Source organism: Atopobium sp. oral taxon 416 (assembly GCF_018128285.1).
In the GTDB taxonomy this organism is placed as follows: domain Bacteria; phylum Actinomycetota; class Coriobacteriia; order Coriobacteriales; family Atopobiaceae; genus Olsenella_L.
In genome coordinates, this window is record NZ_CP072380.1 from 837,334 (window position 1) to 850,444 (window position 13,111).

15 protein-coding genes and 2 pseudogenes are annotated in these 13,111 nt (G+C 57.2%); 9 read left to right on the top strand and 8 right to left on the bottom strand.

Translation table 11 applies throughout. The features are described from left to right. Window positions 1-576 precede the first annotated feature (576 nt). A complete protein-coding gene (locus J4859_RS04600; protein WP_212333338.1) occupies window positions 577-747 on the bottom strand; it encodes a hypothetical protein in 171 nt (56 codons plus the stop codon). Window positions 748-921: 174 nt separating this feature from the next. On the opposite strand from J4859_RS04600, the pseudogene hcp reads away from it, so the two are divergent. From hcp to J4859_RS04620, 4 genes and pseudogenes are all read left to right on the top strand, one after another. Continuing rightward, window positions 922-2,543, top strand: a pseudogene (hcp, locus tag J4859_RS04605) (hydroxylamine reductase). Between the two features lie 73 nt (window positions 2,544-2,616). After that, window positions 2,617-3,195 (top strand): uracil-DNA glycosylase family protein, encoded by a 579-nt coding sequence (locus J4859_RS04610; RefSeq protein ID WP_212333343.1) that lies wholly within the window; start codon window positions 2,617-2,619, stop codon window positions 3,193-3,195. A 97-nt stretch (window positions 3,196-3,292) separates the two neighbouring features. Further along, window positions 3,293-3,526: a hypothetical protein gene (locus J4859_RS04615; RefSeq protein WP_212333346.1), complete on the top strand. Its 234-nt coding sequence runs from the start codon at window positions 3,293-3,295 to the stop codon at window positions 3,524-3,526. Between the two features lie 118 nt (window positions 3,527-3,644). Further along, window positions 3,645-4,379 (top strand): carboxymuconolactone decarboxylase family protein, encoded by a 735-nt coding sequence (locus tag J4859_RS04620; protein ID WP_212333349.1) that lies wholly within the window; start codon window positions 3,645-3,647, stop codon window positions 4,377-4,379. Window positions 4,380-4,627: 248 nt separating this feature from the next. Here J4859_RS04620 and J4859_RS04625 read toward each other — a convergent pair whose 3' ends face one another. The 4 genes from J4859_RS04625 to J4859_RS04640 form a co-directional block, all read right to left on the bottom strand. Continuing rightward, window positions 4,628-4,843, bottom strand: a complete 216-nt coding sequence (locus tag J4859_RS04625; RefSeq protein WP_212333352.1) for a hypothetical protein — start codon at window positions 4,841-4,843, stop codon at window positions 4,628-4,630. 12 nt (window positions 4,844-4,855) lie between these two features. Continuing rightward, window positions 4,856-6,709 carry a DUF6273 domain-containing protein gene (locus J4859_RS04630; RefSeq protein WP_212333354.1) on the bottom strand — a complete coding sequence of 618 codons (1,854 nt, stop codon included), beginning with the start codon at window positions 6,707-6,709 and terminating at the stop codon, window positions 4,856-4,858. Further along, the gene (locus J4859_RS04635; RefSeq protein ID WP_212333357.1) at window positions 6,690-7,208 is read right to left on the bottom strand and encodes an FHA domain-containing protein; all 519 of its coding nucleotides are present in this window, start codon (window positions 7,206-7,208) and stop codon (window positions 6,690-6,692) included. Before J4859_RS04635 ends, J4859_RS04630 begins: the two co-directional genes overlap by 20 nt. Window positions 7,209-7,304: 96 nt before the next feature. Further along, window positions 7,305-7,706 (bottom strand): hypothetical protein, encoded by a 402-nt coding sequence (locus J4859_RS04640; protein ID WP_212333360.1) that lies wholly within the window; start codon window positions 7,704-7,706, stop codon window positions 7,305-7,307. A 494-nt stretch (window positions 7,707-8,200) separates the two neighbouring features. Between J4859_RS04640 and J4859_RS04645 the strand changes: the two genes are divergently transcribed. Together J4859_RS04645 and J4859_RS04650 are read left to right on the top strand one after the other, a co-directional pair. Beyond that, complete coding sequence (locus J4859_RS04645; RefSeq protein ID WP_212333363.1) at window positions 8,201-8,416, top strand: hypothetical protein; 216 nt, start codon at window positions 8,201-8,203, stop codon at window positions 8,414-8,416. Further along, window positions 8,407-8,577 carry a transposase gene (locus J4859_RS04650; protein ID WP_212333318.1) on the top strand — a complete coding sequence of 57 codons (171 nt, stop codon included), beginning with the start codon at window positions 8,407-8,409 and terminating at the stop codon, window positions 8,575-8,577. The genes J4859_RS04645 and J4859_RS04650 overlap by 10 nt, the downstream gene beginning before the upstream one ends. Before the next feature lie 629 nt (window positions 8,578-9,206). On the opposite strand, the pseudogene J4859_RS16070 reads toward J4859_RS04650, so the two are convergent. The 3 genes and pseudogenes from J4859_RS16070 to J4859_RS04670 all read right to left on the bottom strand — a co-directional run bounded on the left by J4859_RS16070 (window position 9,207) and on the right by J4859_RS04670 (window position 10,985). Further along, window positions 9,207-10,085, bottom strand: a pseudogene (locus J4859_RS16070) (LysR family transcriptional regulator). 328 nt (window positions 10,086-10,413) lie between these two features. Then, window positions 10,414-10,686, bottom strand: coding sequence for a type II toxin-antitoxin system YafQ family toxin (locus tag J4859_RS04665; protein ID WP_212333368.1), 273 nt, complete (start codon window positions 10,684-10,686; stop codon window positions 10,414-10,416). Between the two features lie 23 nt (window positions 10,687-10,709). After that, window positions 10,710-10,985 carry a type II toxin-antitoxin system RelB/DinJ family antitoxin gene (locus tag J4859_RS04670; RefSeq protein ID WP_212333371.1) on the bottom strand — a complete coding sequence of 92 codons (276 nt, stop codon included), beginning with the start codon at window positions 10,983-10,985 and terminating at the stop codon, window positions 10,710-10,712. A gap of 571 nt (window positions 10,986-11,556) precedes the next feature. On the opposite strand from J4859_RS04670, the gene J4859_RS04675 reads away from it, so the two are divergent. The 3 genes from J4859_RS04675 to J4859_RS04685 all read left to right on the top strand — a co-directional run bounded on the left by J4859_RS04675 (window position 11,557) and on the right by J4859_RS04685 (window position 13,103). Continuing rightward, entirely contained in the window at window positions 11,557-12,030 is a 474-nt protein-coding gene (locus J4859_RS04675) for a flavodoxin (protein ID WP_212333374.1), read from the top strand. Between the two features lie 66 nt (window positions 12,031-12,096). Continuing rightward, window positions 12,097-12,585 carry a hypothetical protein gene (locus J4859_RS04680; protein WP_212333377.1) on the top strand — a complete coding sequence of 163 codons (489 nt, stop codon included), beginning with the start codon at window positions 12,097-12,099 and terminating at the stop codon, window positions 12,583-12,585. Next, window positions 12,582-13,103 (top strand): DUF362 domain-containing protein, encoded by a 522-nt coding sequence (locus J4859_RS04685; protein ID WP_212333380.1) that lies wholly within the window; start codon window positions 12,582-12,584, stop codon window positions 13,101-13,103. Before J4859_RS04680 ends, J4859_RS04685 begins: the two co-directional genes overlap by 4 nt. Window positions 13,104-13,111: the final 8 nt, after the last annotated feature.

Here is a 13,111-nt window from a genome sequence, read left to right on the forward strand (position 1 = left end):
GAAGCGCCTCCTCTATCGCTGCGGCTGTCGCTGCGCTCGCAAGTACCCCGCACCCAGCTGACCCTCCGACTTTGCGTACAGTTGGGCGTTGAGCGACCTTTAGAGCATGAGCTTGAGTGCCTCTTTGCTGGAGTCTTCGAGCAGATGCATTATCTCGTCCTGGTTAAGAGTAAGTTTGATCTGAGCCATGGTTGAACCTTCAAGTCTCTTTGACTTTTGGCAATTGCAAATGATACTTGAAGCTCGAACCTCTGGTTTGTTTCTCTGTATATACCACTTTGCGGAGGTGACCACGCGGCAGCATACTCCAAAGAGGTCAACTATGCTAGGTGCTGCTGGCCCATGAGATTGTTGTAGCAGTAGATGTAGTCATCAACTCTTGCTATGAGCCCATCTATAGTGAGGCTCGATGTCGGTCCCATCTGTTCTTTATGTGTCTCCAGAAGCTCTCGATGCAGGTGTTGTCCCAACGCCGTGCCCTTCTTGACATGGATCAGTTGATCTTAAGTTTCCTTGAGGTTGTCCCGATAGGCGCATGCTGTGTAGGGGGTGCCTTAATCTGAGCAGACCCATATGTCATCCGGCAAGTGCGATGTCTAGAGATTTCGTAAATGCACCGGCTCTCAGGATGAGCTCATCTTTCTGGAAGCACTCCTCATGCATCAGGAGCTCCTGTACTATCTCTTTCAGCCCCTGGGCATCGATGTCCTTGAAGAGTGGGATATCCGTGAGGGCGGCCAGATCCATTGCACCCCCTTACCGGAAAAGCTCAGAATGTGGTCTTGGCAACATACAGTAGCAGGGGAGAGACCAACAATGAAGAGGAAATGATGTCAGATAGGAAACCTATTCGGTGGATGGAGAGGCCTATAGGCCCCGATGCCTGCAGGAACAGAAAGGACCAATAGCATGGATACGCCGATGTTCTGCTTCCAGTGCCAGGAGACTGCCGGTTGCAAGGGTTACACGCCTTCCAGCGTCTGTGGCAAGACCCCCGATGTGGCAGCAATGCAGGACCTGCTCATCTACGTGACGAAGGGCATCTCACAGGTGACATCGGCATTCCGTGCCAAGGGCAAGAAGATCACGAAGGACACGAACCACCTCGTGACGACGAATCTCTTCGCAACGATCACGAACGCGAACTTCGACAAGGAAGCCATCATCAAGCGTATCGAGGACACGCTCGCTGCCAAGAAGCAGCTTTTCGCAGAGTTTTTTCCCACCGACGGACTGTCTGAGACAGCGCTCTGGGAGGGTCCGCACGACAGCTTCGAGGAGAAGGCACGCATGGTCAGCGTCTTTGCCACGGAGAACGAGGACATCAGGTCTCTTCGCGAGCTTATCACCTACGGTTTCAAGGGCCTCGCTGCCTACTCGAAGCACGCGAACGTGCTTAGTCACGATGCAGACGAGATTGATGTCCTCATCCAGCAGGCGCTGGCCAAGGTCACGAACGACAGTCTTACAGTTGACGGCCTCGTGCTGCTGACGCTTGAGACCGGCCCCTTCGACGTCAAGGGCACGGCAATGCTCGATGTCGCCAGCACCAGGAGTTATATCAACCTGGAGGCGACCAAAGTCGAGATCGGCGTCCGCAAGAATCCCACCATCCTGATCTCCGGCCACGATCTCAAGATCCTTGAGATGTTGCTCGAGCAGACGGCTGGCATCGGCGTGGACGTTTACACGCACTCCGAGATGCTCCCTGTTCACTATTATCCTACCTTCAAGGAGTACTCGCACTTCACCGGCAACTACGGCAATGCCTGGTGGCAGCAGAAGACCGAGTTCGAGAAGTTTAACGGCCTTATCCTTATGACGACGAACTGCATTGTGCCGCTGAAGGACAGTTATAAGGGCCGCATGTGGACGACGGCTGCAGCAGGCTATCCTGGCTGCGGTCACATCGAGGCAGACGAGAGCGGCTACAAGGACTTCGCACCGATCATCGAGCAGGCAAAGACGCTGCCTTCTCCGACCGAGATCGAGACAGGTAAGATTGTCGGCGGCTTTGTGCATGAGCAGGTCTTCGCGCTTGCTGACAAGGTCGTTGCCGCCGTCAAGTCCGGCGCCATCCGCGAGTTCGTCGTTATGGCAGGCTGCGATGGCCGCCAGAAGATGAGAGACTACTACACGGAGTTCGCCGAGAAGCTGCCGAAGGACGTCGTGATCCTCACTGCTGGCTGCGCGAAGTACCGCTACAACAAGCTCAACCTCGGCGACATCGATGGCATTCCCTGCGTGCTCGACGCTGGCCAGTGCAACGACTCCTACTCGCTTGCTCTGATCACACTTAAGCTCAAGGAGATCTTCGGCCTCGACGATATCGACGGCCTGCCGCTTGCTTTTAACATCGCCTGGTATGAGCAGAAGGCCGTCATCGTCCTGCTTGCCTGTTTTCCCTCAGCGTCAAGAATATCCACCTCGGTCCTACGCTTCCGGCATTCCTCTCGTCGAACGTCACGAAGGTTCTCGTGGACAACTTCGGTATCGCCGGCATCACGACGGTCGATGAGGGCCTTAAGCTCCTCATTGGCTAGGATCTAGAAAGCAGACAGCTTGCAAGGGAGCTTCCGGCATCTGTCGGGAGCTCCCTTTTCGGGAGGGTACGATATGGATTTCGCAGATATCTTCGAAGCCATCAGGCAGGATGAGCAGAATGCGTCCTATACGGAGCGCGGTATTGACCCGCTCTACACGGCCTCTACCACCTCCCGCATCGTAATCATCGGACAGGCGCCCGGACGCATTGCAGAGGCGACGCATATTCCCTGGAACGACAGGAGCGGAGAGCGCCTGAGAAGCTGGCTCGGGATGGCGGCAGAGACCTTCTACGATCCTGCGAAGGTCGCAATCCTTCCTATGGACTTCTATTTCCCCGGCAAGGGAAAGTCAGGCGACCTGCCGCCGAGGCCCGGCTTTGCCGAGAAGTGGCATCCACTCCTGCTCTCCCAGATGCCGCAGGTCAGGCTCCTCGTGCTTGTCGGGACCTACGCCGTGCACCACTATCTGGAGCTACCGGCAAAGGTGAAGCTCACGGATATCGTGCGCGGCTATGAGGGATACCTGCCCAAGAGCTTCCCGCTCGTCCATCCCTCTCCTAGAAACCAGATCTGGATGAAGAGGAACCCCTGGTTCGAGACAGATGTCGTGCCTGCGCTTCAGAGCGAAGTGGCGCGTGCGCTCTCCTGACATAGCAAACGCTCATTGCAGAGACTGCACAATAGGCATTTCACATCATGATCCTTCCGCCGTACCCTTGTATCAGCAAGAAGGAAGGGGAGCGGCAATGGAAGCGTACACGTCGATCAGGCTCGAGGATGCAGGGCTCGATGCCTCTGGGGCAGCAGCCTTCGCAGAGCTTGATAGCATGGTGGCACGCATCGCTTTTCTGAGCCGCTGCCGGAAAGAGCGGCTCTGCGCGCTTCACGCGGAGCAGGAAAGGCTCAAACATCTGGATTATCTGATCTTCATGCTCAGAAAGCAGGGGATAGAAGAGGTGCAAGGCTTCCTGGATATCTAGGGAAACGATGATTAATGCCTATGCTGGCCGCGAAAGGCCACGTGGCTAGTCCTTTCTGGCACATCATTGGGAATTAATCATCGTTTCCCTAGGAAGGCGAGAGGGGAAAGGGATTGCGATGAAGCAGACAGCAGGACGCGACCAGCTCGGGAACTTCGCTCCGGAGTTCGCCCATCTGAATGACGATATCCTCTTCGGGGAGGTGTGGGATCAAAAGGCGCTGTCCACGAAGACGAAGTGCATGCTCACGGTCACGACCCTCATGGCACAGGGCGTCACGGGCTCCTCGCTGCTCTACCATCTCCAGAATGTAAAGAAGCACGGCGTGACCCGCGCCGAGATCGCTGCCCTCATCACCCACGTCACGATGTATGCCGGTTGGCCGAAGGGCTGGGCTGTGTTCAACCTTGCCAAGCAGGTCTGGACCGAGGACGAGGAAGGCGCTGTGACCTCTCCTGAGGGCCTCCCCGAGGATTTCCCGATGGGAGATCCGAGCACGGCCTATGCGAAGTACTTCATCGGCAACAGCTATCTTGCGCCTCTCGGAGATGTTCAGCTCGGTGCCTGCAACATGACGTTCGAGCCAGGCTGCCGCAGCAACTGGCACGTGCACCACAAGGGCGGCCAGGTCCTCATCTGCATCGCAGGCGAGGGCTGGTACCAGGAGTGGGGCAAGCCTGCCCAGAAGCTCGTGCCCGGCGATGTCGTGAGCATCGAGCCTGAGGTCAAGCACTGGCATGGGGCCCAGAAGGACTCCTGGTTCCAGCATATTGTCCTTGCCGTGCCGGCAGAGGGCGCTACGAACGAGTGGCTCGAGCCGGTCGAGGACAAGGACTATCTGGCACTTGCCTGAGCTGCAGCATGACGGAGACCTGGAAGCAGTGCAGCTTCCAGGCCCCTTGCCTTCTGGGAGAATTTCTCGCCGAGAATTTGTTGCGCAACTTATTAATCTTCGAGTGGTCTATGCTTTCAAGGGCGGACAGAGGAAGGGCTGTCCGTTCAGCCGGCAGAAGTCGGGAATCGATATCCGCCAGGAGACGAGAACGGGGAGAGAGCGCAGAAGCTCTTTCCCCGTTCTTTGTATCTCCGTTTCTGCAGCACTCAGATGCAGAAGCCGGGCAGCATGCATGAAGTGTACTCGTCGCCTGTCGTCACCGTCGCGAAGTCGAAGGCATCGCCGTTCGGGCCGATGCGGTTGAACCAGATCTCGCCGCCGTCTTCCGAGCAGTCGGGGCTCGGCGAGCGTGTCCACCAGTAGCAGTCCTTGCCCTGCCACTTCCGCTGTGTCGCTTCGTTCAGGTGTGCCGTGATGCTCACGCCCTGGTCCTTCTAGCACCCATACTGCGTGTCTTCGGCATTCACGATGTCGGCAAGATAGCCATAACCGGATGCGAACGTCTCGGCCGTGCGCGTGCCGTCAAGCTCTGCCATCGAGAAGAGCCAGATTGCGTCGGTCGTGGATGTGATAGAGCTGGCAGTGCGTGTGGATCTGGCATTGTTCGTGAGCTTCACGGCGGGGACGATGATACCGGATAGCTCGTCCGGAAGGCTGTCCATGAAGTCCTCTGCGAGCCAGCTCCTCATGTTGCACTGCTCCCAGCCGCCTTCGGGCATGGACGCATCTGCCATTGCGCGGGCTGCAATCGGGTTCGTGAAGGCAAATGTGAGGCCTGCCTTTCCGCCATCCTCCGTATCGTCGTGCCAGTAGCCGACGACCTGGGCTGCGGTGGTCGTGCCATCTGCGAGTGCGATGCTCTTCGTGAGGCCGTCTGTGACAGAGCCATCCTCGTCGGCGATTCCCCTGTCATGCGCAATCGAGGCGGCTTCGTCCAGGCTTCCGGCAGAGGCAATGGTGGAAGCGATGTCTGAGATCTCGCTCCAGCTCTTCGGACGCAGCGCCACATAGGCACCGAATCCGGTTACAGCAGCAGCGGCGACGACACCGGCACTGATCAAAAGGCTTCTTCTTGTAATGACAGGATGCCTTGTGGAAGCCTGCGAGGCCACAGCAGAGCTTCCTGCCATTTCTGTCTGGATCTTCTGGAAGCGCTTCTGAGTCTCCTGATGCTCTGAGGTCCAGAGGCGCGTGCCGCTCCTGCGCGATGGAATCTCCTCATGGTGAAGAGTCGAGGCTCTGTCGGTCGTCTCCTTCTGCCAGACAGCAATCTCGCGGAAGAGGATACGGGCATTCGGACGCTCTGCCTGGGATACCTTGATGCAGGACATGATGGCATCCGTGAGGCCACGATCTTCCGGCCCACGCGGCTTCAGGGGAATGGGCTCTGGCTGCGTCTTTATGAGGCAGGCATCCTCGCCGGGATGGCCGGCAAGGCGGAACGGCGTCGTCCCTGCGTACAGCTCATAGAGCACGCTTGCAAGGGCGTAGATGTCGATCGAGGGAGAGCGCCTTGCAAGGATTTGGCTCCTGTCGTTCAGGGCCAGTATCTCGGGCGGTGCGTATTCCGGCGTCGCGGTACGCCACACATCCATCATCGTCGTGAAGCTCGCGTCGTCCCTGCGCATGAAGATAGAGCTGCCGAGGTCGATGAGGCAGCACTCGGGCTCCTTTCCATCTTTGAACGGCACTCCATCGTCTATCTGGATCATGATGTTTTTCGGAGAGATGTCGCGGTGCACGAACGTGCCCTCGAGATATTCGGTCGAGATGAGCGTCTGGAGGATGGAAAGTGCGATGGCGGCAACGGCCGTGCCTGGCGCGTCGCCACCCTTCCCTCGGGGGGGGGTGAGGTCGCTTGCGGCTGCGTCCCTGAGCGTCTGGCCCGCGATCCATTCCATCAGGATGCCGGGGTCGCCGGCATGCGTCACGCCGTAACCGAAGACATCGGGAAATCCCTTGAGCTGCGAGACAGCGAGCTGGTTTCGGTATTCTTCGAAGAGCGCAGCCTCGCGGCCGCGTCGTGCGAACGGATCTGCATCCTGCGGCACGGGGTAGAGGCGCTTCAGCACAAACGATGCGCCCTCCGTGTTCTGCACATGGAGCAGCTGCACGTCGCTCAGGCGCGTTTTCTGGCTGCGCTCTCCTTCTGACTCTGCGAGGAGCGTCATATAGCGGCGCCTTGTCTTCCCCTCATCGGTGGGGCTCACGGCAAACGAGGTATCGAACTGCTCGAACTCGATTATCTCGAGCCCGTCCGTGCCGGGCTTATCGCTCGTTTCCTGCATCGTGCACCTTCCGCGTATCCCTGTCCGATCCTGCAAGGTCCATCACCAAGAACCGTATCGTCGTGCCAAGACAGAGCGTGTCGCTCATGGAGATCTCGACAGGGCCATAGTCCTTGCCCGGCTCTCGCTGTGCGCGGGGAGGCTCGATCGTATAGATCTTCCTGCTGTCGCCCGAGATGGGGGTCGTGCCATTCGTGGAGCTGAGCCCCTTCACCCACCAGGTCCCGTTCTCGCGCCAGATGCGCAGGTAGTTTCGAGATACGTCGAAGCCCACGTTCGTTATTGCATGCGGGCCGGTGGCAAGAGCGCCGATGACCGTGCCGGCAGGATCGCATGTGAGCTCCTCGATTGGGGGCTGTGCCTTGCCATTGACGATGCGCATGAGGCCAAGCTGTGCATCGCTTTCCTGGTCGCTTTCTGCCTTCGGGAAGGCTGGACCGAAATTGGTCTCGGTCGTATTGATCGTGAGCTCGAGGACATTCGATGCATAGTCCTGCACGAACGATATCGATGGCGGCATCAGGCTTGCCGAGGCAGCCGCAGACGATGAAGAGCATGAAGCAGAGCTGGGCTTTCGCGTTGTCGGAAAGCTGGCCTACGAAGGCAATCTTCTGGAGCGCATTCCATAGAGGTTGCTGTCCTCGCCGGCAGCATTGAGCGACTGGCACATCGCATCGGCAGCAGGACCGGCGTAGTGCTCATGGAGCTGCTGATAGGAGCTGTCTTCTCCGCCGAGATGCGACAGGATGACAGCCTCGAGCTCCTGTGTCGCATGGGCGAAATCGGCAAAATCGTCTGTCTGGTATCTGCCTGGCATCGCATGCACGATATCTCTCGAGAGAAAGGTCCTGCCGTTCATGGCACGGGAACGAAGGGGAAACCCCTTCGTGCGCGAGTTCGGACTCAGAAGCACGAGTGCCGCATCGCGGTTCGATATGCGGCCGAATGCCTTGAGATCTGCATAGAGTGTGTAGCTGAGCAGGTCCATCGCAGGCATCAGTCTTTCATCCGGAATTGCAGAGCAGCTTCAGAGGTGAAGCAAAGCCTAGGGAAACAATGATTAATTCGCCTCGATGAGGTAGCTGGGGCTGCACGCTGTATGACATCGGCTTAAAATGTCTCGAATCACGCAGTGCCCATACCCACATAAATGCCTATCTGCCTGCGGATATGTTATAATTACAGCAACGTATTCCAGCATATCCAAAAGGAAGATATGGACAGCCTGATGAGCTTTGGGGACCTTAAATCCTAAGGTCTTAGGAGAAAGACCGGGCGAGAGGCATTCCTGGAGCGGATGGATACAATCGTTGTGTAGGACAGCTGGATTGCACTGGTAGATACCAGCTACCACGGACAGGCGCGTGGCAGGTATGTGCGCGCTGCAAAGACGATGCTTTAGGATGTATCCTGCTTTAGGTCATGTTTGCTCTCTTAAGACGAGGGAACTTAAAGATGCTATCCTGGATTGTCGGTCCTGGCAGCGCTTCTGTGCACGTAGACCTCATGCAAGCGCAGGTACCAGATGCGACGACACTTGCGAAGATGCGCCATAGCCTTAAGCGGCAGGGACTCGGCAAAGCTTGTGCTTTGCGCCTGAACTTAGGACTCGAGAAGGCAGGGATCACGGCGCGGGGCGGCTCTATTGTGGATGCGACCTTCACCTGGGCCTTAAAGCTCCACGAAGAACAAGGACCATGCGCGTAACCCTTAAGGCGCACCAGTCCAAGAAAGGGGGGTCCTGGCGTATCGGATACAAGGCGCATAGCGGCGTGGATGCCGCAGGTGGCCTTGTGCATGCTGTAGAGACGATCGCTGCGAATGTGTCTGACATATCCTGTGGCACATGCACTCGTAAGGGAAGATGACAGGTTCTGCTGCGCAGACTTTAGGCTATATAGGTATAGCGAAGCGCCCTTAAGGACGCATAAAGACCCACACCTCTCATCTATGCGCTAAAGCGTTGCAAGGAAGCCTTCGACCATAAAGGACCTTGCCTGTGCGCTTTCAGCCGAGAAGGGCATCGAGTCCAGGAAGGCCTCCATCCGCTTAAAGGTAGAGCATCCCTTCCTTATCGTGAAGCGGCGCTTCGACCCCTTAAGGAAGCGCTACAGAAGGATAGAGAAGAACTCCTGTATGCTCAATGTCTGCTTCGCCCTTGCAAACCTTGCCATGTGCATCTTTTGCCGGCAGGCTGCACCTCCCGGCTCCCAGAGTCGCTTGATCTATCTTGGAGCCTTATTGCGGTGCATGGGGCAGGACAGATGTAAGGATAGCGGCTCCTGCACGTGCTGGATGAGCATCTTTCCCTGCCTTTCCTGCATGCCGGCCTAGAAAAGTCGTGTGGTCGGTCCCCTCTGACACGTTATGGGGCATTAATCATCGTTTCCCTAGGATAGCGCATGCCATGAGCTTCGCTGTTGTGGCAACTGAACGGCAACGACTCCTTCAGACAACTTTGCAGAACTCTTCAGGTACAGCTGCGGCGCGGAGCGCATCAGGCCCCGTCTGCGACATGGCGGAGCTCGTCGAGGAATGCCTCTCCTGGCTTCGAAAGCAGGCGGAACTTCTTCCAGATCAGGTAAGCACCTGCCGTGAGCGCAGACTCCAGGGGCACAAAGGCTAGATCGGCGTGGCAGACGCTTTCGATCGAGAGGGCCAAGGCAAGGTCTTCGCGCACAAGCAGCAGAGCATTGCCGATCATATCGTGGCGTCCGACGATATAATAGCTTCCCTCCTGGAGCATGCCCTGGGACCAGGTACCGAGGTTGAACGACTTATGCGTCGTGCGGGACGAGACCATGAGGTCGAGACCCTCGAAATCTTCGGGACGGACGCATGCCTTCTGGGTAAGCGGATGGTCAGTCGGGACGATGAGACTGACACGCTCTTCTTACGGCAGCTTCAGATGGTCGTACTTCTCTACCTTGAACGGCTCGAGCACGACGGCGAAATCCACGACGCCACGCTCGAGGCGCTCCTCAATTGCATCGGCATTGCCGGTCGAGAGCTCTATCTGGACCTTTGGATGGAGTGCATGGACCCTGCGGAATGCCTCGACGGCCGATTTCATGGCGCGGGTCTCGGCGGCGCCGATGCGGACCGTGCCCTGGAGCTCGGCTCCCGGCCCTACTTCGGACTCGGTCTGCTCGACCAGTGCCAGGATCTCCTCTGCGCGCTGGCGGAGCCTCATGCCATCCTCGGTGAGCGTCGTCGCGCGGTTCGTTCGCACGAAGAGCGTGCAGCCAAGCTCATTCTCGAGCTCGGCAATCTGGCGCGAGAGTGTCGGCTGCGTCACATGCAGGACGTTGGCTGCCTCTGTCATGTTCTCTTCGCGAGCGACCGCCAAGAAGTATCTGAGGGTCCTTATCTCCATATCGCACCCCGCTCTTTAGCTATGGATGGCAGATTCTGCAGGAAGCATGCTGCTATTGGTTCAGGAGTCTGGATAGCTTCATGATGGCACAAGCTGGTTTGCGGAAGCCCCTTGGACTTTGCCTGAATTGGCAGCGCGTGTTGCGGGGAGATCAAGTGCTTAAAATGCACCATCATTCTTGTGCTGTCTCCTTTTTTTTGCAAAGCAGAGGACATCCAGGAGCGACGTGAGATCTTGTTCAGAACTCAAGCTCTTGGCTGCAATGCCCAATGTCTCGAGCGCTTCGCCTGATATAGAGTCTGATCGGCGGCCGAGATGGGGATTGCCCTCAGCGAAAAAGCTCATCATGTGTGCCAGTGCGCTCCATAAGGGCTATTTCCTCATCCGAAGTCCAGATAAGTAGCCAGTCTCCGGCGTTCGCTGCATGGCATTCTCTGCTTCCTGCCCAGTTGCCGGCGAGTGCGTGCATACGGTGATGCCTGCGCAGCTCTTCCAGAGCCTCTGGGGTATTTTCCGCAATGAGATTGATGACTTCGGAAAGGGGAGCATCATCGAAATGCTTCTTGTCCAGGCGCTTGATATCCTTTCTGAAGGATGGCAAGTACTCGATCCGAAGGTGTCCTATCAGCGTTCCGCTCGTATCGCGGCAAGCATGTCTTCGGCTGTCTCGTATGATTTGCCGGTCCCGCCTCTGGACATGATCTCAGCGCCTTCACGGAGAGCGGCGCTGGTCCCATCATTCGGAATCTCATTGCCCAGATTGAGCGGGATGGTGTGGGTGCGTGCCATCTGCTTCCAGAACGCCCGGGTTACCGAGGAAAGGTCGAACCCGTAGTACTCTGCTACCTCCTGAGCTGCTTTTTTGTCGTTTTCATCGCAGCGGATGGTCATTGTTGTCATTTTAACCTCCTAATATACATCTTATGTATGTACATTGTACTATACCCAATTCATGGGCGTAGACCACATGGTGACGGAAGATTTAAGAACCCTTGTACTAAGAGCGCTTGCATGAACTGTCTCTGTTGCCGAGGGTAACCGGAGAAGCTGCACCTCAATGTCAGAGAAAGCTTTGAGGGGGGGGAAGATCGAGAATGCTTCAGATTGGGCTTTTTCCCAATCAGCATCTTCATCTTGCAATGGAAGAGTCTCGTGCTGTCTGCATGGCTGGCAGATACTCCGTGAGCCGAGGAGGGCTGATGCGCGCCGTAGCCAAGAAATGTAGCTGCGGTGCAGAAGCAAGCGGCACCAATAGATGAGAGCTTTCCGAACACGAAAGATGCGTTGTCTTTGATATGTTCCTCCATGGAGAGCGAATGGCAGAGATTCATTGCAGAAGGACGTCGAGGGTTTCGAGGGCATCTGTATCCTTCTTTCCTGCTATGCCCGCACGTATGGCAAGCTTCCTCACTAGGCGGGCTGGCTGACGGACCTACGCTTGATGCGGGAATCAGGAGAGAAAGGACTTCTCATGGCAAAGGCATTGGTTGCATATTTCAGCGCTTCAGGTACAACGAAGCGCGTGGCAAAGCGTCTGGCCAAGACGGCAGGAGCTGACCTCTTCAGGATCGAGCCTGAAGTGCCCTACACGTCGGCAGATCTCAACTGGCGAGACCGCCAGTCACGTACGACGAAGGAGAAGAACGACCACAGCATCCGTCTGGCCTTGAAGGGTGCGGTGCTCGATGTGTCCGGCTACGACGTTGTCTATGTAGGCTTTCCCATCTGGTGGTACACATCGCCGAACATCGTGAACACGTTCCTCGAGTCTGCCGATTTCTCGGGTAAGACAATCGTGCCGTTCGCGACTTCGGGTGGAAGCAATGCTGCAGCCTCCTCGTGCGATCTGGCTCCCTCTGCGCCAGGCGCCCAGGGAGAGCCCGGCGTGTTCTTGAACGGTGCCACGGACGCCCGTCTGGTGAAGCTTGTACAGCAATATGCCTAATCGGACGAATGGACGTGCAGCTCTCCCTATGATGGGGGCAATGGATTCCGGAGAAAGAGGTGCTTCATGGAAGAGAAGCCAAGACCAGGCACAGGCGGAGACATCTACGTTCCCTATGAGGAGCGCCAGGGCAACGAGTCGATCGTCTACTTCACGCGAGACTTCTCTGCACAAGGGCTTGCCCGTGTCTACGAGCAGGTAAACGGCAATATACATGGGAAGGTCGGCCTCAAGCTTCATACGGGCGAGCAGCACGGCCCCAACATCCTTCCGAGGGACTGGGTCAAGTCTCTTCGAGATAAGGAGTCTGAGCTCAGGGACTCCAACATCGTCGAGACGAACACGTACTACGAGGGCGACCGCTACACGACAGAGCTGTACCGGAAGACGCTCGAGGTCAATGGCTGGACGTTCTGCCCTGTCGACATTATGGACGAGGATGGCATCGCAGACCTGCCCGTTGCGGGCGGCAAATGGTTCGACACGATCGGTGTCGGCGACCATATGCTGAGCTACGACTCGCTCGTCGTGCTCACCACTTCAAGGGCCATATGATGGACGGTTTCGGCGGCTCGAACAAGAACATCGGCATCGGATGCGCTGACGGCCGCCGCGGCAAGGCACAGATCCACACGACGCCCGGTTCCTCCAACATGTGGGATATCGCCGAAGAGGAGCTCATGGAGCGTATCAGCGAGTCCGCGAAGGCGACCGTGGGCTTCTTCTCCTCCGATGGACGCGCGATCACGTTCGTGAACGTGCTCCGCAACATGTCGGTCTCCTGCGACTGCCAAGGCATCCATGCAGCGTCGGCCGTGCCGCCGAATGTCGGCATCCTCGCCTCGACCGACATGCTTGCAGCAGACCAGGCTTCGGTCGATATGGTCTTCGCTATGAAGCCGGAGGAGAACCACGAACCTGACAGAGCGCATGCTAACACGGCATGGCATGAGGCAGCTTTCATACATGAAGGAGCTCGGCGTCGGCAACAACCGCTATGTGCTGATCGACCTCGATCACGATGGCAGGCGCATGAGCGTCGAGGAGGCAGTCGCGAATCTTATGCCGTTTAAAGGCTAGC